The organism is Actinomadura sp. WAC 06369, from assembly GCF_003947565.1.
GTDB lineage: Bacteria > Actinomycetota > Actinomycetes > Streptosporangiales > Streptosporangiaceae > Spirillospora > Spirillospora rifamycini.
This window is the reverse complement of sequence record NZ_QHJN01000069.1, coordinates 18,973-38,324: the sequence shown is the minus strand read 5'-3', so window position 1 is coordinate 38,324 and position 19,352 is coordinate 18,973. Positions and strand designations below refer to the sequence as shown.

Sequence of the window (19,352 nt, the reverse complement as noted above, 5' to 3'; positions counted from 1 at the left end):
GCGCCGAACCGATCCCGGACGACCACGGCGGCGGGCACGCGCACGTCCTCGACGAGCGCGGGGACGGGCTGCTGTGCGCCTGCCGCGCCTGCGCGCTGCTGTTCGAGCGGGACGCGGCGGGGGGGGGGGGCGCGGGGGGCGGGCGCGACCGCGCCCGCCCCGGCCCCCCGCGGCCGCGGCGCCGCGGGGGGGGGGGGGGGGGGGGGGGGCCCGGCGGGCGGGGGGGGCTCTTCTCCCCCCCCGACGCCGCCGCCGCGACCGGCGCCCCCAGCGCGAACGTCAACGCGAACACCGTCACGAGCTGCCCGCTCGCGGCCACCGACACGTCCAGGTCGCGCGCGATGTCCGGCAGCACCCCGGCGATGACCATGTCGTCCGTGCCGAACGAGAAGGCGAGGAGGAACAGGGCGAACAACCACAGCGGGAACGACCGCGACGACTCCTCCGCAACCGCCGCGTCCCGCGTCTTCTGCGCATGCATGCCCGGACGCTAAAACCTTCACGCCCACGTCAAGGTCAACCCGCCCCTCCCCCGATCGCCGGCTTGGCGGCGGTCCGGCGGAGCCGTTCGTCCACGCGTCACTTCTCATCGCCGGGCCCTTCGAACTCTTCGATGCCGAAGGGGTTGTCGATCGCGTACCGCCAGTATCCGTCCTCGCCGCGCCGGACGACGTCGGTCGCGGTGCCGCGGATGTCGACGGGGTCGCCGTCCGGGCCGGTGCCCTGGATCGTCCAGTCGACGATGATGAGCGCGAGGTCGCCGTGGGGGTAGACGTGCCGGGGGCTGACGGCGATCGGCGCGCCGAGGCTCTGGAGGCGGGCGTTCGCGGCGTGGGCGGCCGCGCCGGTGAGGGGGGTGCCGAGGACGAGCATGCCGCCGTCCTCGTAGACCTCGGCGAGGGCGGCGGGGTCGCCGGAGTTGAAGCGGTCGGCGAAGACGGCGGGGACGTCCTCGGGGCGTTCGGCGAGCGGTCGCATCCTGGGATCCTTCCGGTGAGGCGAGTGGTCGAGAACGTAGGAGGCGCGCCCGTGGCTCACCAAACGGTTATCCGGCCGGGGCTGCCGGACGATCCGCGCGCGGCGGTCGCGGCGCCGGCGGAGGACTGCCCGGTGGAGATCGCGCTGGCGGCGCTGCGGGGGCGGTGGACGACGCTGGTGGTGCGGGAGCTGCTGAAGGGCGACCGGGGGTACGGCGAGCTGCGGGAGCTGCTGCCCGCGCTGTCGGACAAGGTGCTGTCGGACCGGCTGGCGCACCTCGTGGCGGTGGGCGTGGCGGAGCGGCACCGGCTGCCGGGCCGTCCGGTCCGGACGCGGTACGCGCTGACGCCGCGCGGGCGGGAGCTCGGTCCCGTCTTGCAGGCCCTCTGGGACTGGGGTTCCCGGCACGGTTAGTTCGCTGCACGAACTGACATTCTCTTGCATCGGTACACTGACCGCGTGCTGAGAGATGACGACGGGCGGATCGGGATCGCGGCCGCGCTCGTGCGGTCCGCGTTCCTGGTGAACGCCGTGTACGGCGAGTCGGCCCGGGAGCACGGCCTCACCGCGCAGCAGGGGCGACTGCTGTGCGTGCTGATGGGGCGGCCGTACGGCATGGGCGAGCTGGGCTCGATGCTGGGGCTGGCGAAGTCGAGCCTGACCGGCCTGGTCGACCGCACCGAGCGCAACGGGCTGGTCCGCCGCGAGCCGGACGAGCGGGACACCCGGGCGGTGCGGGTCGCGCTCACCCCGAAGGGCGAGCGGCTGGCGCGCACCTTCTACGGCGCGACCTCCAGGCGGATGGCGGACCTGGTGCGGGGCATGGACGGTGCCGAGCGCGCCTCGCTCGCCGGCCTGCTCGGCCGCGTCGTCCTCGACAACGAAGTCCCGGTCGTCTTCCTCGAACCGGGCAACGACGTCTGAAGTTCGCTCCACGAACCAAAACTGTTCGTGGCACGAACTAGATGCGGGGTCGAGGAAGGGATCGCCCGTGTCTCTCCGGGATGCCGCCTTCGAGTTCGGCGGACGCCGGGTCAGCCCGCCAGGGACCGGACGACGTCGGCCGCCGGGGCGTCCGTCGCGTGCCGCCAGGACGTGCCCGCCCACAGGTTCGCGACGTCCGGGTCGCCCGCCGCGACGGCGGCCTTCCGCAGCGGCGAGGTGACGTGGTGGACGTCCGGGTACGCGGCGGGCGCGGCGGCGTCGTGCTCGGTGAGGAAGCGGTTGACGAGGCCGCGGGCGGGGCGCCCGCTGAACGCGCGGGTGACGGCGGTCGCGGTGAAGCGGGGATCGGCGAGCGCGGCCTTGTGCACGGGGTTCGCGCCGCTCTCGGGGCACCGGACGAACGCGGTGCCGAGCTGCGCGGCGACCGCCCCGAGCCCGCGGAGTTCGGCGACGTCCGCGCGGGTGGCGAGGCCCCCGGCGGCGATCAGCGGACGGTCGGTGCGGGCCCGCACGGCGGCGAGCAGCGCGCGGACCGGTAGGCCCTCGTCGAGGGTGTTCGCGAAGGACGCCCGATGCCCGCCGGCCTCGGAGCCCTGCAGGCAGAGGGCGTCCGCACCCGAGCCGTGCAACGCCTGCATGGCCTCGTCCACGGTCGTGACGGTGACGACGACGGTGACGCCGCGTCCCTGCAAGGCGCGGACGACGTCGGCCGCGGGGGTGCCGAAGGTGAAGCTCACGAACGCGGGCGGGTCGTCGAGCAGTTCGGCGATCTTCGCGTCGTGGTCGTCGTCGCGCGCGGCGGGGTCCGGGGCCCCGGGGGCGACGCCGAGCCGTGCGGCCTCGGGGGCGAGCCGCGCCCGGTACGCCTCGACGGCCGCGGGATCGGCGTCGTCGTGCGACGGCATGAACAGGTTCGTCCCGAAGGGGCGGGACGTCAGCTCGCGGGTGCGGGCGATGTCGGCGCGCATGGCCGCGGCGGTGGTGTAGCCGGCGGCGAGGAAGCCGAGGCCGCCGGCCTCGGAGACGGCGGCGGCGAGTTCGGGCGTGGACGGCCCGCCCGCCATGGGCGCCTGGACGATCGGCAGTTCGGGCCAGGTCATGATGGAGAACCTACCCGGGGAACAACGGCCCGGACCGGCGGGTTCACGTTCCACGAATCGATGATCAGGAAGGCCGGGCATGCGGGTTCTGCTGCACTACGACATGGACCGTGCGGAGCCGGGGCTGGACGTGGTGAGCTGCCCCGAGGAGGACGAGGCCCGGTTCGCGGAGCTGCTGCCGGACGCCGAGGTGATCTGGCACGTGCTGCGCCCGCTGACCGCGGCGGACCTGGACCGGGCGCCGAAGCTGCGGCTGATCCAGAAGCTCGGCACCGGGGTGAACACGATCGACCTGGACGCGGCGGCGGAGCGCGGCGTCGCGGTCGCGAACATGCCGGGGCGGAACGCGCAGGCGGTGGCGGAGACGACGCTGCTGCTGATGCTGTCGGTGCTGCGCCGCGTCGTGGAGTTCGACGCGCGCACCCGGCGGGGCGCGGGCTGGCCCGCCGGCCGGGCGCTGGTCGGCGGCGAGCTGAAGGGCCGGACGGTCGGGCTGCTCGGCGGCGGCGAGATCGCGGGGCTGCTGCGGGGGATGCTGGAGGCGGTCGGCGCGCGCGTCCTCTACACGTCGCGGCGGCCGCGCCCGGACGACCCCGCGTGGCGCGACCTCGACGGGCTGCTGCGGGCGAGCGACGTCCTGTCGGTGCACGTCCCGCTGACGGAGGAGACGCACCACCTGCTGGACGCGCGGCGCCTCGCGCTCCTCCCGGACGGCGCGGTGGTGGTGAACACGGCGCGCGGCGCGGTGGTCGACGAGGCGGCGCTCGTCCGGGAGCTGGCGTCGGGGCGGCTCGGCGGCGCGGGCCTGGACGTGTTCGAGTCCGAGCCGGTCGACCCGGCGAACCCGCTGCTGAAGCTGGCGAACACGGTGGTCCTGCCGCACGTCGCATGGCTGACGCACGAGACGTGGGACCGGTACTTCGAGGTCGCGGTGGAGAACTGCCGCCGCCTGGAGCGCGGCGATGCCCTCCTCCACCGCGTCCGCTAGCCGTCCCGGTTCTCCGGGGACCGCCGCTCGTACCAGGTGATGGCGGCCCCGTTGGGGAACGCCTTGCGGTCGGTCTGGGTGAACACGGTGGGGTCGAAGGCGCCGTCGACGAGGGCGGTGCCCGCGCCCGCGATCACCGGGTAGCTCTTGATGATCAGTTCGTCGATCTGGGGGAGCAGGGCGCCGGCCAGCCCGCCGCCGCCGCACAGCCAGACGTCCGGGCCGTCCTCGCGTTTGAGGTCGCGGACGAGCGCGGCGGGGTCGCGCACGAGTTCGACCGCGGGGTCGTCGACGCGGTCGAGGGTCGTGGAGGCGACGTACTGCCGCAGGTGCGCGTAGGGGCTGCCGATCCCTTGGGCGAGCACGGTCCGGTAGGTGTCCGCGCCCATCAGGACGGTGTCGAAGCGCTTGTTGGGGGCGTCCGCGAGGCCGACGTGCGGCCGGTACTGGGCGGGGACGGTCTCCGGGTAGCGCTCGTTGACCCAGGCCATGTACGCGGCGGCGGCCTCGCCGTCGCCGACCGGGTAGAAGTCGGCTTGGCCGCCGGGGCCCGCGATGCGGCCGTCGATGGACACGCCGATGTAGTAGACGACCTTGCGCATATAAAACTCCGTCCGTAGTACTATGCCTGTCGTTGTCTGGACATTAGTACTACAGATGGAGTGGTGTCAACGTGCGCAGGAACGAGGAGCGGAGGGCGGCGCTCATCGACGCCGCGATCGAGGTGCTGGCCGAGCAGGGCGCGCGGGGGCTGACGTTCCGCGCGGTGGACGGCGCGGCCGGGGTCCCGGCGGGGACGGCGTCGAACTACTTCACCAACCGCGACGACCTGTTCACGCAGGTCGGGGCCCGCGTCTACGAACGCCTCCAGCCGGACGAGGAGACCGTCGCCCGCCACCTGGAGGGCGTGCAGGACCGGGAGAAGTTCGCCGCGGTGATGCGCGAGACCGTCCGCCGGGTCGCGGGCTTCCGGACGGGCTACCTGGCGCTGCTGGAGCTGCGGCTGGAAGCGGCGCGGCGCCCCGGACTGCGCGAGGTGCTCACGCGGAGCGTGCGCGCCGACGTCGACGCGAACGTCGACGCGCACCGGGCGTCCGGGCTGCCCGGCGACGCGGCGTCGGTGCGGCTGCTGCACATGGCGCTGAACTGGCTGATCGTCGAGCGGCTCACGCTTCCCGAGGTGTACTCCGAGCAGGAGGCCGACGACCTCGTCGCCCGCGCCGTGGAGCGGCTCGTCTAGGCCGGCGGCCGCCCGGGCGGCCGCCGGGAGGTCAGCCCTCCGGGAGGAGGACGGGCTTGACGACCTTGCCCGCGTGGGCGTCCGCCTCCGCCTCGTTGATCGCGGAGAGCGGGTAGGTGGCGATCAGCCGGTCGAACGGGAACCGGCCCTGCCGCCACAGCTCGATCATCCTCGGGATGAAGGTGTGCGGGACGGCGTCGCCCTCGATGATGCCCTTGACCGTGCGGCCCATGAGCAGGAGGTTCGCGTCGAGGCGGTACTCGGTCGCGCCGACGCCGACGAGGCCGCAGACGCCGTTCGCCCGCAGCGACGCGACGGCGGCGGAGACGACGTCCGGGACCGCGGTGGTGTCGAGCGCGTACCGGACGCCGCCGCCGGTGAGCCCGCGGATCTGGCCGGGGAGGTCGTCGTCGGCGCCGTTCAGCGTGTGCGTCGCGCCCAGCTCGCGCGCCAGGTCCAGCCGCGATGCGTGGAGGTCGACGGCGATGATCGTCGCGGCCCCAGCGAGCCGCGCGGCCATCACGGCGGCGAGCCCGACCGCGCCCGCGCCGAACACCGCGAACGTGTCGCCCGCGCCGACCCCGAGCGCGACCAGCACCGACGCCGCGCCCGTCTGGACGCCGCAGCCGAGCGGGCCGAGCTTCGCGAGCGCGTCCGGCGGCAGGTCCCGGGTGACGGGCACGACGTTGCGGGCGGTCCCGAGCGCGTGCGTCGCGAACGACGACTGGCCGAACCACCGGTTGTGGACAGCCGCGCCGGACGCGTCGGTGAGCCGGGCGACGCCGTCGAGCGGGGCGGCGAGCATGTTGTGCGCGACCATCTGCGGGCAGAAGCCGGGGTGGCCGTCGCGGCAGTCGGCGCAGGTCCCGCAGGAGTCGAACGACATGACCACGTGGTCGCCCTCGGTGACGCCCGCGACGCCCGGACCGACCGCCTCGACGACGCCGGCGCCCTCGTGGCCGAGCACGACCGGCTTCGCGACGAGGTCGCCCGGGATCCGGCCCATCTGGTCGGTGTGGCACATGCCGGTGCCGGCGATCCGGACGAGGATCTCGCCGGGTCCGGGGTCGGCGAGGTCCAGGCGCTCGATCGCGAAGGGCGCGTCGGCGGCCCGCAGGACGGCGGCGTCGATCTGCATGCGTGCTCCTCGGGGGCGGAGAGGGGTCAGGCCAGCTTGTAGCGGATCGGCAGGTGCTTGAGGCCGCCGACGAACGTGGTCGCGATCCCCTCCGGTTCGCCCGCGAGCTCGATGGAGCGCAGCCGCGGCAGCAGCTCCTCGAAGAACGCGCGGACCTCGATGCGGGCGAGGGCGGCGCCCAGGCAGTAGTGGACGCCGAAGCCGAACGCCAGGTGCTTGTTCGGGTCGCGGCCGACGTCGAACCGGAACGGGTCGTCGAAGACCTCCTCGTCCCGGTTCGCGGACGGGTACGCCAGCAGCAGCGAGTCGCCCTCGCGGATCGCGGTGCCGCGCAGCTCGTAGTCCCGGACGGCCGTGCGCATGAACTCCTTGACCGGGGTGGTCCAGCGGATCATCTCGTCGACGGCGAGCGGCATCAGCCCGGGGTCGGCGCGGAGCCGGGCGAGCTGGTCGGGGTGCTCGACGAGCGCGTGCAGGCCGCCCGCGATGGTGGCGCTGGTGGTGTCGTGCCCGGCGGTCGCGATGATGACGTAGTAGGACGCGGTGTCGAAGTCGTTGAGCGGCTCGCCGTCGACGCGGGCGTTCGCGATGGCGGACGCGAGGTCGTCGGTCGGGTGCGCGCGGCGGGCCTCGGTGAGCTCCTGGAAGTACGCGAAGAACTCGAAGACGACCTGCATCTTCTCTTCGTTGCTCTGGCCCCGCTGCCGCTCCTCGTCGTCGCCGCCGAAGAGCTCCTGGGTGAGCGTCAGCATCCGGTCGAAGTCGCTTTCGGGGAGGCCGAGCAGCGACAGGATGACGTACAGCGGGAAGTGGACGCTCACCTCCTGCGCGAAGTCGATCTCGCCGCCGGCGTCCGCCATCCGGTCGACGTACCGCTTCGCCAGCTCCCGGACGCGCGGCTCCATCGCCCGCATGGCGCGGGGCCGGAACCAGTCGGCGCCGATCGCCCGGACGACCCGGTGGTCGGGGTCGTCCATGTGGATGAGGGTGCGCAGCCCGATGCCCTGCTCGGCCCGCTGCCGGTTGATCTCGTCGAGCTCGGCCGTCGCGAGCAGCGGGCGCGGCGCGTTGAGGAACAGGTCGTGGGCCCGCTCGATCTCCATGACGTCGGCGTGCCGGGTGACCGCCCAGAAGGGGCGGTAGCCGGGCGCCTCGACCCGGTGGACGGGCGACTCGCGGCGCAGCAGCGTGCACGCCTCGTGCAGCCGCCGGTCATCGGCGTACGCCTTCGGGTCGGCGAGCGCGAGGCCCGCCTGCTCCACGGTCAGGGTCATGCGGAAGACTCCCTTGTGCCGACGGCCGCCCTCCAAGGGAACCTAAGACCCGAACCGGATTCGGTCAACGTCTTCCGGACGTAGAGCGCTCGGACATCGGAGGTGTCACCGCCGGGGACGGCCCGCGCGCCGCTCGAACCGCCCCCGTGCGTCCCCCCGTGCGTCACTCCTCCGCGAAGGCACCGCCGACGAGTTCGTCGAACCGGTCGAGGTCCTCCGCCGGGCCGCCGATGCCGCGCAACGGGTCCGGATCCGCCAGGTGCGCCCGCGCGTAGAGGCGCGCGACGAGGGCCTTGCGGTCCGTGCCCGCGTCCTCGCGCTCCCACCCGGCCTGCTCCAGGAGCAGCGCCGCCGCGTACACGTCGGCCATGTACTGCGCCAGCGGGTAGAGCCGCGCCTCCGCGACGCTCTTGTCCAGCCCGCGCCACGCCTCGACGGCCTCCCGGAGGCGCCCGATCCGGTCCCGGACGAGCGCCGCCGTGGCGTCGTCCCCCGCGGGCGCCCGCCCGGCGGCCTCCTCCAGCCGGGCGAGGAACGGCTCGTGCGCGCCGTCCCGCTCGATCCCGCGCCGCACGTCCAGGCACAGGATGTTGTCGCCGCCCTCCCAGATCGGGTTGACCTGCGCGTCCCGCAGGATCCGCGCCACCGGCCACTGCTCGATGTACCCGTTGCCGCCGTGCGCCTCGACCGCGTCGCTCGCCGCCGTCACGCCCAGCCGCGCCGCCCGCAGCTTCACCAGCGCCGGGCCGAGCCGCAGCGGCGTCAGGTACCCGTCGAACACGAGCGCCTGCGCGGCCTCCGTCTCGACGACCAGCTCCGCGAGCTTGCGCCGCATCAGCGGCTGCTCCGCCAGCGGCGCGCCGAACGCCTCCCGCGCCCGCGCGTAGCAGAGCGCCTCGACGAGCGAGCGCCGCGCGCAGCCGAGCCCCATCGTCGCGATGCCGAGCCGGGCGCCGTTCGTCAGCTCCATCATCCGGGCGAGGCCCCGCCCGTCGCCGCCCGCCCCCGCCGACGACCCCGGGGCCAGCAGGAACGCCTCCGCGCCGGTGAACTCGATCTCCGCCGACGCCACCGAGCGGGTGCCCAGCTTGTCCTTGAGCCGCCGGATCCGCACGCCGTTGCGCGTCCCGTCCCGGCGCTCCCGCAGGACGAGGAACGGCGCGATCCCCCGCACCCCGTCGTCCGCGCCGGCCGGTTTGGCGAGCACCACGAACGCCGAGCCGTTCGCGTTCGACGCGAACCACTTGAACCCGTCGAGCCGCCACGCGTCCCCGTCGCGGACGGCCGTCGACTCCAGCGCCCCGAGGTCCGAGCCGCCCGACCGCTCCGTCAGCAGCTGCGCGGCCTCGCCGGAGAACGCCCCGGCGGCGAACAGCTCCCGGACCCGCGCCTTCACGTCGTCCGGCGCGAACGCCTCGGTGAGCCCGACGACCATGTCGCCGCCCGTCCCGAGCGCGCACGCCATCCCGATGTCGGCCTGGTCGAGCAGGTAGCTCCACGCGACGCCGAGCGCCACCGGGTCCGCCCCCGCCGCCTTCGCCTCCCGGACGAACCCGGGGCGGGTGAACGACGTCGCGACGATCTCCCGGCGGGCCGCCTCGAACGACGGCGGCATGACGACCTCGCTGACGTCGCGCCCCCACCGGTCGTACTTCTCGAGCCGCGGCGGGTTGCGGTCGGTCTCCTCCGCCAGTTCGGCGATCCGGCCGCCCATCAGCGCGCCCAGCTCCCGCAGCCGCGGCTCGGCCCAGCCGAACCCGTCCCCGAGGTGGCGCCGCATGAGGAACCGCAGCGTCGGATCGCAGTCGTACCAGTTGCGGCCCACCGCGCCCTGGTACCGCTCGGTCGCGTACCGGCGGGCCTTCTCCGCGGAACCGAACGGGAGCCGGTCGGCCGGCTCGATCAGGTAGCTGCCCATGCGCCGGACGTTACACTTCTACTTCACATGACGGAAGACCTGTAATGCGGCGGATGCCGATAAAGTCACTGGCAACCATGGAGATCCGGGCCCTCACCGCACGGTCGGTGGTCCTGAGCACCCTGCTGGGCGTCCACCCGCCCCGCCTGCCGGTCCGCCACCTCGTCCGCGTCGGCGCCCTGTTCGGCATCGCCGACGGGGCGATCCGCGTCGCGCTCTCGCGCATGGTCGCCGCCGGCGACCTCGTCCGCTCCGGCGACCGCTACTGCCTCACCGAGCGCCTCCTCGCCCGGCAGGCCCGCCAGGACGAGGCCCGCTCCCCCCGCACCCGCCCGTGGGACGGCGCCTGGGAGATCGCCGTCATCACCGCCGAGCGCCGCCCCGTCGCCGAACGCACCGCCCTCCGCCAGGCCATGTCGAACGTGCGGCTCGCCGAACTCCGCGAAGGCGTCTGGATGCGGCCCGCGAACCTCCTGCGCGCGCGCCCGGACATCGCCGTCCGGCAGTGCACCTTCATCGAGGGCCGCCCCGAAGGCGACCCCGCCGCGCTCGCCGCGTCCCTCTGGGACCTGGACGGCTGGGCCGCGCCCGCCCGCGACCTCCAGGCCGCGTTCGCCGCCGCCGACGGCATCGTCGACCGGTTCACGCTCGCCGCCGCCGTCGTCCGGCACCTCATGGACGACCCGCTCCTCCCCGCCGCGCTGCTCCCCGCCGACTGGCCCGGCCCCGACCTGCGCGCCCAGTACGAGCGCTTCCGCACCGATTTCGCGCGCCTGCTCAGCGACGAGGTCCTCACCTGACGGACGTCCGCCCGGAATCGTCCGGGGCCCGTGGGGCAGCATGGACGCATGACGACTCTCCCGCTGAGCCCCGACGAGCTGCTCACCACCACCCGGGCCGTCCGCAAGCGCCTCGACCTCGCCCGTCCCGTCCCCATGGACCTGATCCGCGAGTGCCTCGAGATCGCGGTGCAGGCCCCGACCGGCAGCAACGCGCAGAACTGGCACTGGATCGTCGTCACCGACCCCGGCAAGCGCCGCGCCATCGGCGAGTACTACCGCCGCGCCTTCGCCGCCTACGCCGAGTCCCGCGCGTTCGCGGGCGCCCTCCACCAGGACGACTCCGAGCGCGCCGGCGTCCAGCGCCGCGTCGGCGACAGCGCCTCCTACCTGGCCGAGCACATCGGCGAGGTGCCCGTCCACGTCATCCCCTGCCTGGACGTCCCCGGCGAACTCCCCGCCGCCAACCAGGCCGGCCTGTGGGCGTCCCTCCACCCGGCCGTCTGGAACTTCGCGCTCGCCGCCCGCGCCCGCGGCCTCGGCACCTCCTGGACGTCCCTGCACCTCGCCTTCGAGCGCGAGGTCGCCGAACTCCTCGGCCTCCCCGCGACCATCCGGCAGGGCGCCCTGATCCCCACCGCGTACTACACCGGCGACACCTTCAAGCCCGCCCCCCGCGCCCCCCTCGACACCGTCCTCCACCACGACGCCTGGTGACGGGGGCGGCGGAGGTCAGCCGGGGGCGCCGAACCGGCCCGGGGTGGTGCCGAACGCCTGGCGGAACGCCTGGATGAACGCGCTCGGGCCGGCGTAGCCGCACGCGGCGGCCACGGCGGTGACCGGGGTCCCGGACGCCAGCAGGATCAGCGCGCGGTGCAGCCGCACCTGCGTCCGCCACTGCGGGAACGTCATCCCCGTCTGCTCGCGGAACAGCCTGCTCAGCGTGCGTTCGGACGCCCCGACGGCGCGGCCGAACCCGGCGAGGGTGCGCGGGTCGGCGGGGTCGGCGTCCAGGGCGTCCGCGATGGCCCGCAGCCGGTCGTCGGCCGGGACCGGCAGGTGCAGCGGCAGCTCCCCGACCGCCCGGACCTCGTCGAGGGCCACCCGCCGCAGGCGCTCGCGGCGGCGGGCGTCCCGCCCGTCCCCGGTCAGCGCGACAATCACCTCGCGCAGCAGCGGGGAGACCGCCAGGACCACCGGCCCGGCGAACCCGGCGCCCGGCTCGCCGGCCTCGAAGTTCACCGTGCGGAGCTGCGTCGGGCCGTGCGCCCGGTGCGCGTGCGCGATCCCGGCGGGCAGCCACACGGCCCGGTGCGGCGGGACGATCCAGGTGCCCGCGTCCGTCGCCACTTCGAGGACGCCGTGGCTCGGGTAGGCGATCTGGTGGTGCGGGTGCTCGTGCCTGGGGACGCGCTCGCGGTGCGCCAGCCGCAGGAAAGGTTGGCGGGTCGGCGACATCGCTCGGCAGAATACCGCTAGCCCGCAACCTCGCGCGGTCACGATGCTGGACGGCGTGGCGACGATCACCAGGACCGAACCGGTCGTGCGGCGCATGGCGGCGTGGGCCGCCGCCCACGCCGTCGACGACTTCTACCAGGGGCTCGTGCCCGCGGCCGTCCCGTACTTCGTCCTCGAACGGGGCTACGGGTACGCGGCGGCGGGCGGGCTGACGCTCGCGGCGACGCTGGGCGGCGCGCTGCCGCAGCCGCTGATCGGCCTCGCCGTCGACCGGTTCCGGCTGCCCCGGCTCGCCGCGGGCGGCGTGCTGCTCGCCGGGGCCGGGTGCGCGCTCGCCGGGCTCGCGGGGCCCTACCCGCTCGTCCTGGCACTGCTCCTGCTGTCGGGCCTCGGGACGGCGATGTTCCACCCGGCCGCCGGGAAGGCCGCCCGGGACGCCGCCGGGGACAGCGTCACGGCCATGAGCGTCTTCGCGGCGGGCGGCACCGTCGGGTTCTTCCTCGCGCCCGTCCTGGCGGTGCCCGTCCTCGCCGCGTGGGGCCTCGGCGGGACGGTCGCGTTCCTCCCGCCCGCGGTGCTCGCGGCGTTCGTGCTGGTGCGGAACGCGCGGCGGACGGCCGGCGGGCGGGGCGCGGCGCCCGGCGGACGCGACCGGTGGGGGCCGTTCGCGACCCTCACCGCCATCACGGTCGTCCGGTCGGCGCTGTTCTCGGCCGTCGCGACGTTCATCGGCCTGTACTGGATCGACCGCCTGGACGCCCCGCCCGCGCTCGCCGGCGCGGCCCTCGCGTGCTTCCTCGGCGGCGGCGTCGCGGGGACGATCGCGGGCGGGCGCCTCGCCGACCGGGTGGGGCCCGTCCGGACGATCCAGGTCGGCGCGGCGCTCGCGGTGCCGATGCTCGCGGGCCTGCGGCTCGCCCCCGGCCCGTACGCCCCGCTGGTGTTCGCGGTCCTGACCGGCCTGGCGGTGAACGTGCCGTTCGCCGTCCTCGTCCGGCTCGGCCAGGACTACCTCCCCGGCCGCCCCGGCACCGCGGCGGGCATGACGCTCGGCCTCGGGGTCAGCGTCGGCGGCCTCGCGACCCCCCTGTTCGGCCTGCTCGCGGACGCGCACGGCACCCCGCTCGTGTTCGCGCTGCTGTGCGCCGTCCCCCTCGCCTCGGCGACCTTCCGTGTGACCTGCGGATATGTCACGATGAAAGGGCAGGCGACGATGCGGCGGACCGGTGCGGAAGGAGGAGACGATGCGGAAAGTGGCCGACTGCAGGGACATGCCGAGCGAGTCCGGCTGCACCCTCACGATCAGCGGCGAGGAGGACGAGGTCGTCCGCGCCGCCGCCGAGCACGCGGCCTCGGTGCACGGGCACGAGGACACGCCCGCGTTCCGGGAGGAGATCCGCGGCACCCTGAAGGACGAGGAGCTGGCCTCGCACTAGCAGCCCGGATCGGCGATGACGAAGTAGCCGGGGGACGCCTCCCGCAGCGTCCGCGTCACGAACACGTTGAACAGGCCCATGTTCTGGCCGGAGCCGTTCGCGTACGCGTAGCCGCCGCGGACGTGCGCCCGTCCCGCCGTCACGTGCGCGTAGTTCGTCGCGGTGAAGCACCGGGGCGGGGCGCCCGCGGTCGTCGCGGTGACGGGGGCCGAGGCCGCGCCGGCGCGTCCCTCGGCGTCCACCGCCGCGACCGTGTAGGCGTACGACGTCCCGGGGGCGAGGCCCGTGTCCGTGAACGCGCCCGCCTCCGACGTCCCCGCGTCCGCGCCGTCGCGGCGGACGACGTACGACGCCGCGCCCTCGACGGCGTCCCACGCGAGCGACGCGGTGTCGTCGCCCGTCCCCGTCACCCGGAGACCCGTCGGGGCGGGCAGGGCGCCCGGTTCGCCGCCGTCCCCGTCGAGGCCCCAGAACAGCGCCGTCCGGTGGCTGGAGCAGATCGTGTCCAGGAAGTACGCGCCGGACGCGCCGCACTGCTCGGCGCCCGACCCCGGATCGACCGCCAGGCCGTGCCCCATCCCCGCGATCGAGTACACCTCCACGACCGAGTCCCCGTAGACGCTCCGCGTGGTCCCGCCCGGCAGCGTCTGCGTGCTCGTCGGCGCCTGCGGGACGCCCCACACGTCCGTCCACTGGTCGCGCAGCTCGTCCGCGTTCACCGGACGGACCGTGTAGTCGGCGGTCCCCTGCCAGATCGCCACCCGGGGCCACGGCCCGGTGTGGCCGGGGAACGCCGCCCGCACCCGGTCACCCCACTGCCGCGGCGTGAGGCCCTGGTCGTTCATCTGGCACCCCGTCGCCTGAAGCAGGCTGGACGCGCACGCCGCGGGCAGCCCGGCGTTGATCGAGCCCCCGGCGAACACGTCCGGGTACGCGGCCAGCAGGTTCGCGGCCATCCCGCCCCCGGCCGACAGCCCGGTGACGTACGCCCGGCCCGACCCGAGGCGTCCCCGGGCGTCCTGCACCATCTGCACGACCGACGCCGCCTCGCCCCCGCCCCGCCCGTACTCGCCGGGCTCGAACCACTGGAAGCACCGCTGAACGTTGTTCGCCGTCGTCGTCTGCGGGTAGACGACCGCGAACCCCCAGCGGTCGGCCAGTTCGGCCCATCCCGAGTGGCCGTGGTAGGCGTCGGCGCTCTGCGTGCAGCCGTGCAGCGCCACGACGAGCGGCGCACCGGCCGGCAGCCCCGCCGGCACGTACTCGAACATCTGCAGGTTGCCGGGGTTGGACCCGAACCCGGTGACCTGCCGGTAGTCGCCCGCCGCCGCGGCATGGGCGGCCGCGCCCGGCGGGAGGAGGAGGCTCAGGACGGCGACGAACGCGACCAGTCGGGCGGGGAGGCGCATGACAGCTCCCAGTGCAGGGGAACGAACGCCGCCATCGTCCGTCCGTCCCCCGCCCCGCGACACGTGCGCGCCCCGCACCTTCCGCCCGTCCCGTATGTGCCCGCACGACACCCCGCCCCCGATCGGGACGCCGGTGGTGCGGGTCAGGCCGTGGGGGTGATGCCGAGGGCGGCGAGGGCGGCGGCGCCGCGGGCGGCGTGGTCGCCGCCCGCGAGGACCAGGGTGCGGGCGGACTGGTAGGGGCAGCCCGCGGCGTCGAGCGCGTCCGCCGCGGCGAGCAGCCGCTTCGGGTCGCCGTCGAGGAGCGCCTCCGCGCGGTCGACGAGCGCGCCCGCGACCGGGTCGCCGGCCGTCAGGCCGCGGGCGGCGGCCACGCGGGCGCGGGCGTCCGGGCTCCCGGCGAGGACGGCGGCCTCCGCGCGCAGCGCCGCGTACCAGTGCAGCCACACCCACGTGACCCACCGCCACACCTCGCCGGGCTCCGGGGCCAGCCGCTCCACCGCCTCGGCCGCGCGGCCCTCGTGCAGCAGGAGCAGCGCGTCGAACACCGCGCCGTGGCCGTGGACGCGGTTCGGCGACGTCCCGAACCGGTCCAGGACGGCGGCCCACTCGGCGCGGGCGTCCCGGTCGCCGCGCAGGCCGTGGACCATCGCGACGGCGGCCGCCGCCGGGTCGAGGTCCGGCCAGACCGGGGCGCCGCTCCGCCGCCACGCGTCCAGGAACCGGACGGCGCCGGCGCGCACGCCCTCGACGTCGCCCGCGAGCGCGTCCGCGACCAGCAGCCAGCTCGTCGCGCGGTGCCCGACCTCGGCGAGCGACGGGTGGTCGGCGAGCCGCCGCGCCCAGCGGCGGGCGCCCGGCAGGTCCCCGACGCCGATGCCGGTCTGCGCCGCCTCGCCGAGGGCCTGGACGAGCTCGTGCGTGACGGCGGGCCCGGGCGGGGCGGCCGACAGGAGCGCGACGCGGCGGCGGGCCGTGGCGGCGGTGGCGGACGCGTCCCCGACCCAGCTCTGGACGGCGGCGAGCGCGTCCAGCGCGGCGGACTCGGCGGGCGCGTCGCCGGTGCGGCGGGCGAGGTCGACGGCGCGTTCGGCGCGCGCGAGGGTGTCCGCGACGGCGTCGCCGCGGGGGTCCTGGTCGGCGCCGAACGCGTCGGCGGCCGACGCGGCCTCGGCGAGCGCGACGGCCGCGCGGGCGGCGGGGTCGTCGCCCGCGGGCCCGCGCGCCTCGGCGATCAGCGCGCGCGTCTCGTCCGGCGCCGGCGGCCGGACGAACGTGCCGGCGAACCGGTAGGCGGTGACGGCGGCGGTCGCCAGGTCGGCGGCGGCGCGGGCCGCGTCGCCGGACCGGCGGGCGGCGTCGGCGGCGGCCCGGTGCAGCCGGTACATGTCGTCGCCGTGCATCCGGCACCCGGCGACGGCCGCGGCGTGCCGCAGCGCCGCGGCGGCGTCGGCGGGGTCGGCGGCGAGCGCGGCGGCCTGCTCGTAGCGCTGCTGGGACTCCCCGAGGAGGTTGCGGGTGAAGGCCAGTTCCGCGAGGTGCCGCGCGAGGTCGCGGGCCTCGGCGCGGTGGTCCGGCTCGCCGGCCGCCCAGGCGAGCGCGGCGCGCAGGTCGTCCGCGACGGCGTCGAACCGGGGCCGCCAGTCCGCCGGGTCGGCGGCCAGGTCCGCGGCCCTGGCCAGGCACCAGCGGAGGTGCCGGGCCCGCGCGTCGGCGAGTTCGCCCGCCTCGGCGAGCCGCTCCGTCCCGTACTGGCGGATCGTCTCCAGCGCCCGGTACTCGGTGCCGCCCGCGGACGCCCGCACGGCGAGCAGGCTCTGCTCCGCGAGGCGGGCCAGCCCGTCGGCGACGGCGCCCGCATCCCTGCCGGTCGCCTCCGCCGCCGCGGCGGCCGTGAACGGCGCGACGAACACCGACACGCGGCGGAGCAGTTCCCGGTCGGCCGGTTCCAGCAGGGTGTGGCTCCAGTCGACGGCGGCCCGCACCGACCGGTGCCGGTCGTCGGCGCGGGACCCGCCGGTGAGCATCCGCAGCGGGTCCGCGAGGGCGGCGGTGAGGCCGTCCAGCCCGAGCGTCGGGTACCGGGCGGCGGCCAGCTCGATCGCGAGCGCCATGCCGTCGAGCCGCGCGCAGATCGAGCGGACGTGGTCGTGCAGGGGCGGGTCCAGCGGCCACCCGATCGCGGACGCCCGCTCCATGAACAGCGCGACCGCGTCGGACTCGCCGTCGTCCGCCAGCGACAGCGGCGGCACCTGGTACGCCCGCTCGAACGGCACCATCAGCCGGGCCCGGCTCGTCGCCAGCACCGCCGCCCGGGGGCACGCCGCGAGGAGCCGCTCCAGGAAGAGCGCCACGCCGTCCCGCACCTGCTCGCAGTTGTCGAGGACGAGCAGGACGTGCCGGTCGGCGAGCGCCGCGACGACCGACTCGGCCATGCCGCGGCCGGGCTGCTCGCCGAGCCCGAGCGCGCCCGCGACGGCGGCCGCGACCATCCCCGGGTCGGTGACCGGCACCAGGTCGACGAACCACACGCCGTCCGCGAACGCGGCGGCCGCGTCCGCGGCCACCGCCAGCGCGAGCCGGGTCTTGCCGACGCCGCCGGGACCGACCGCGGTCACCTGCCGGTGCGCCCGGACGGCCTCGCCCAGCTCGGCGCGCTCGGCGGCCCGGCCGACGAACGACGTCAGCGGGGCCGGCAGGGCGGGCGCGGGCCGCGCCGCGCCCGCGGCGGGACGGCTCGCGGCGGCCCGCCCGGCGAGCGCCCGGCGGTCCGGGACGCCCAGCTTCCGCAGCAGCGCGGACACGTGGCTCTCCACGGTGCGGACCGAGATGACCAGCCGCGCCGCGATCTCGGCGTTGCTGAGGTGGTCCCCGACCAGCTCCAGCACCTCGGCTTCGCGGGGCGATATATCCACTGTCACGGCCACCGCCCCATTCTGCCGCAGCCGTTCCGTACGGGCTCCGTGGGCGGGCTCCGTGCCGGCGCTCCGTGGGCGGGCTCCGTGGCCGGTTCCGTGGTCGCCACGGATGTGGCGGAGGGGGCCCCGGCGCGAGGCTGTGAGCAGTTGGAACGGCGGGTCGACGCGGCCCACGACCTGGCAGGAGCGACCATGAGCGACTCGCCCGTCCTGGGGATCAAGACGGTGCTGCACCCCGTGAGCGACCTGGCGCGGGCCAAGGCGGTCTACGCCGCCCTGCTCGGCCGGGCGCCGCAGAGCGACACGTCCTACTACGTCGGGTTCGAGGTCGCCGGGCACCAGATCGGGCTGGTGCCCGGCGGCGGGCCGCAGCGCCTGACCTCCCCGACCGTCTACTGGCACGTCGCGGACATCGAAGCGAAGATCGCCGAGCTGACCGCCGCCGGCGCCGCCGTCCGGGAGGCCCCGCACGACGTCGGCGCGGGGCGCGTGGTCGCCACCGTCACCGACCCGGACGGCAACGTCCTCGGGCTCCTCCAGGACCGCTGAACCCCCCGCACACCCCCGCCTCACGGAAAGAAGCACGCCATGACCTCGTTCGAGTCCGTCACCCTGGAAGCCGCCGACACCGCCGCCGCGGAAGCCTTCTACGCCGCCGCCGGCCTCGCCCCGTACGTGGACGTCCGCGCCTCCGCCGAGCCGACGACCGGCTTCCGCGGGTTCGCGCTGTCGCTCGTCGCGTCCCAGCCCGGCAACGTCGACGCGCTCGTCGCCGCCGCCGTCGACGCGGGCGCCACGGTCCTCAAGCCCGCCGCGAAGTCGTTCTGGGGCTACGGCGGCGTGATCCAGGCACCGGACGGGACGATCTGCAAGATCGCGTCCTCGAAGAAGAAGGACTCCGCGCCCGCGGCCCCCGAGATCGACCAGGTCGCGCTGCTGCTCGGCGTCGCCGACGTCAAGGCCAGCAAGCGGTTCTACGTCGCGCGGGGCCTGGCCGTCGGGAAGAGCTTCGGCGGCAAGTACGCCGAGTTCGACACCCCGTCGTCGGCCGTCACGCTCGCCCTCTACCCGCGCCGCGCCCTCGCCAAGGACACCGGCGTCGGCCAGGAGGGCAGCGGCTCGCACCGGCTCGTGCTGGTCGGCGGCGCCGAGCCCTGCACCGACCCGGACGGCTTCGCGTGGGAGCCCGCGCCCGTCCGCGACCGCGCCTGACCGCGCCCCCGACCCGCCGCGCCCCGAATCGACAGAACCCGAACCGACAGACAGAAGGAGACCGGACCATGAGCGACTACAAGGGCTTCACCGCCGAGGAGCGCGCCGCGATGAAGGAGCACGCGGCGGAGCAGAAGAAGGCCGCGCGCCGCGCCTCGCGCGAGGAGAAGGCCGCCGAGGCCGTCCGGGACGTCCTCGCGAAGATCGCGGAGATGCGGGAGTCCGACCGGGCGATGGCCGAGCGGGTGCACGCCATCGTCACCGAGCACGCGCCCGCCCTCGCCCCGAAGCTCTGGTACGGGATGCCGTCCTACGCCCGGGACGGCAAGGTCGTCTGCTTCTTCCAGAGCGCGGAGAAGTTCAAGGCCCGCTACGCCACCCTCGGGTTCAACGACGCGGCGCTGCTCGACGACGGCCCGATGTGGGCGGCGGCGTTCGCCCTCACCGAGGTGACGCCCGAGGTCGAGGAGCGGATCGCCGACCTGGTGAAGCGGGCGGCGGGCTGACCCGCCCCCGCCGGACGGACCGGCCGAAGCACCCGCCGGGTGAGCGCGCGCCG

General features: G+C 75.7%; 20 protein-coding genes and 1 pseudogene. 12 read left to right on the top strand and 9 right to left on the bottom strand.

Annotated elements, in window-relative coordinates:
- The first annotated feature begins 11 nt into the window (after positions 1-11).
- On the top strand, positions 12-494 hold the full coding sequence (locus tag DMH08_RS42825) for a DUF5947 family protein (protein WP_442778644.1): 483 nt from the start codon (positions 12-14) through the stop codon (positions 492-494).
- Positions 495-579: 85 nt separating this feature from the next.
- Here the strand turns inward: DMH08_RS42825 and DMH08_RS19915 are convergent, their stop codons facing one another.
- Positions 580-978 carry a YybH family protein gene (locus tag DMH08_RS19915; protein WP_125616823.1) on the bottom strand — a complete coding sequence of 133 codons (399 nt, stop codon included), beginning with the start codon at positions 976-978 and terminating at the stop codon, positions 580-582.
- 51 nt (positions 979-1,029) lie between these two features.
- Here DMH08_RS19915 and DMH08_RS19910 point away from each other — a divergent pair, with 51 nt between their 5' ends.
- Positions 1,030-1,392, top strand: coding sequence for a winged helix-turn-helix transcriptional regulator (locus DMH08_RS19910; protein ID WP_125616820.1), 363 nt, complete (start codon positions 1,030-1,032; stop codon positions 1,390-1,392).
- A gap of 45 nt (positions 1,393-1,437) precedes the next feature.
- Positions 1,438-1,902 carry a MarR family winged helix-turn-helix transcriptional regulator gene (locus DMH08_RS19905; RefSeq protein ID WP_199747901.1) on the top strand — a complete coding sequence of 155 codons (465 nt, stop codon included), beginning with the start codon at positions 1,438-1,440 and terminating at the stop codon, positions 1,900-1,902.
- A gap of 110 nt (positions 1,903-2,012) precedes the next feature.
- Here the strand turns inward: DMH08_RS19905 and DMH08_RS19900 are convergent, their stop codons facing one another.
- The gene (locus DMH08_RS19900) at positions 2,013-3,023 is read right to left on the bottom strand and encodes a nitronate monooxygenase (RefSeq protein WP_125616817.1); all 1,011 of its coding nucleotides are present in this window, start codon (positions 3,021-3,023) and stop codon (positions 2,013-2,015) included.
- Positions 3,024-3,102: 79 nt separating this feature from the next.
- Here DMH08_RS19900 and DMH08_RS19895 point away from each other — a divergent pair, with 79 nt between their 5' ends.
- Entirely contained in the window at positions 3,103-4,011 is a 909-nt protein-coding gene (locus DMH08_RS19895; protein ID WP_125616815.1) for a 2-hydroxyacid dehydrogenase, read from the top strand.
- Here the strand turns inward: DMH08_RS19895 and DMH08_RS19890 are convergent.
- Positions 4,008-4,613, bottom strand: coding sequence for a dihydrofolate reductase family protein (locus DMH08_RS19890; protein WP_125616812.1), 606 nt, complete (start codon positions 4,611-4,613; stop codon positions 4,008-4,010). The genes DMH08_RS19895 and DMH08_RS19890 overlap by 4 nt on opposite strands.
- A 71-nt stretch (positions 4,614-4,684) precedes the next feature.
- Between DMH08_RS19890 and DMH08_RS19885 the strand changes: the two genes are divergently transcribed.
- The gene (locus DMH08_RS19885; protein ID WP_125616809.1) at positions 4,685-5,251 is read left to right on the top strand and encodes a TetR/AcrR family transcriptional regulator; all 567 of its coding nucleotides are present in this window, start codon (positions 4,685-4,687) and stop codon (positions 5,249-5,251) included.
- Between the two features lie 31 nt (positions 5,252-5,282).
- Here the strand turns inward: DMH08_RS19885 and DMH08_RS42420 are convergent, their stop codons facing one another.
- From DMH08_RS42420 to DMH08_RS19870, 3 genes are all read right to left on the bottom strand, one after another.
- Positions 5,283-6,389: an NAD(P)-dependent alcohol dehydrogenase gene (locus DMH08_RS42420; RefSeq protein ID WP_125616806.1), complete on the bottom strand. Its 1,107-nt coding sequence runs from the start codon at positions 6,387-6,389 to the stop codon at positions 5,283-5,285.
- 26 nt (positions 6,390-6,415) lie between these two features.
- Positions 6,416-7,663, bottom strand: a complete 1,248-nt coding sequence (locus DMH08_RS19875) for a cytochrome P450 (protein WP_125616803.1) — start codon at positions 7,661-7,663, stop codon at positions 6,416-6,418.
- 163 nt (positions 7,664-7,826) lie between these two features.
- Positions 7,827-9,581: an acyl-CoA dehydrogenase family protein gene (locus tag DMH08_RS19870; protein ID WP_125616800.1), complete on the bottom strand. Its 1,755-nt coding sequence runs from the start codon at positions 9,579-9,581 to the stop codon at positions 7,827-7,829.
- A gap of 77 nt (positions 9,582-9,658) precedes the next feature.
- Here DMH08_RS19870 and DMH08_RS19865 point away from each other — a divergent pair, with 77 nt between their 5' ends.
- Positions 9,659-10,381: a PaaX family transcriptional regulator C-terminal domain-containing protein gene (locus DMH08_RS19865; RefSeq protein ID WP_199747900.1), complete on the top strand. Its 723-nt coding sequence runs from the start codon at positions 9,659-9,661 to the stop codon at positions 10,379-10,381.
- Positions 10,382-10,429: 48 nt separating this feature from the next.
- Positions 10,430-11,077 carry a nitroreductase family protein gene (locus tag DMH08_RS19860; protein ID WP_125616794.1) on the top strand — a complete coding sequence of 216 codons (648 nt, stop codon included), beginning with the start codon at positions 10,430-10,432 and terminating at the stop codon, positions 11,075-11,077.
- Between the two features lie 15 nt (positions 11,078-11,092).
- Here DMH08_RS19860 and DMH08_RS19855 read toward each other — a convergent pair whose 3' ends face one another.
- Positions 11,093-11,818, bottom strand: a complete 726-nt coding sequence (locus tag DMH08_RS19855; protein WP_125616791.1) for an AraC family transcriptional regulator — start codon at positions 11,816-11,818, stop codon at positions 11,093-11,095.
- A gap of 43 nt (positions 11,819-11,861) precedes the next feature.
- Between DMH08_RS19855 and DMH08_RS42650 the strand changes: the two are divergent.
- Both DMH08_RS42650 and DMH08_RS19845 read left to right on the top strand, forming a co-directional pair.
- Positions 11,862-12,842, top strand: a pseudogene (locus tag DMH08_RS42650) (MFS transporter); the annotation flags it as partial.
- A 220-nt stretch (positions 12,843-13,062) separates the two neighbouring features.
- Positions 13,063-13,254, top strand: coding sequence for a DUF1059 domain-containing protein (locus DMH08_RS19845; protein WP_026403194.1), 192 nt, complete (start codon positions 13,063-13,065; stop codon positions 13,252-13,254).
- Here DMH08_RS19845 and DMH08_RS19840 read toward each other — a convergent pair.
- The gene (locus DMH08_RS19840; protein ID WP_125616787.1) at positions 13,251-14,663 is read right to left on the bottom strand and encodes an extracellular catalytic domain type 1 short-chain-length polyhydroxyalkanoate depolymerase; all 1,413 of its coding nucleotides are present in this window, start codon (positions 14,661-14,663) and stop codon (positions 13,251-13,253) included. The two genes, DMH08_RS19845 and DMH08_RS19840, sit on opposite strands and share 4 nt — an antisense overlap.
- A gap of 143 nt (positions 14,664-14,806) precedes the next feature.
- The gene (locus DMH08_RS19835) at positions 14,807-17,590 is read right to left on the bottom strand and encodes an ATP-binding protein (RefSeq protein ID WP_125616784.1); all 2,784 of its coding nucleotides are present in this window, start codon (positions 17,588-17,590) and stop codon (positions 14,807-14,809) included.
- Positions 17,591-17,773: 183 nt separating this feature from the next.
- Between DMH08_RS19835 and DMH08_RS19830 the strand changes: the two genes are divergently transcribed.
- From DMH08_RS19830 to DMH08_RS19820, 3 genes are all read left to right on the top strand, one after another.
- The gene (locus tag DMH08_RS19830) at positions 17,774-18,130 is read left to right on the top strand and encodes a VOC family protein (RefSeq protein WP_026403197.1); all 357 of its coding nucleotides are present in this window, start codon (positions 17,774-17,776) and stop codon (positions 18,128-18,130) included.
- A 39-nt stretch (positions 18,131-18,169) separates the two neighbouring features.
- The gene (locus tag DMH08_RS19825; RefSeq protein ID WP_125616781.1) at positions 18,170-18,793 is read left to right on the top strand and encodes a glyoxalase; all 624 of its coding nucleotides are present in this window, start codon (positions 18,170-18,172) and stop codon (positions 18,791-18,793) included.
- A 68-nt stretch (positions 18,794-18,861) separates the two neighbouring features.
- Positions 18,862-19,299 carry an iron chaperone gene (locus DMH08_RS19820; RefSeq protein ID WP_026403199.1) on the top strand — a complete coding sequence of 146 codons (438 nt, stop codon included), beginning with the start codon at positions 18,862-18,864 and terminating at the stop codon, positions 19,297-19,299.
- The last annotated feature ends 53 nt before the right edge of the window (positions 19,300-19,352 follow it).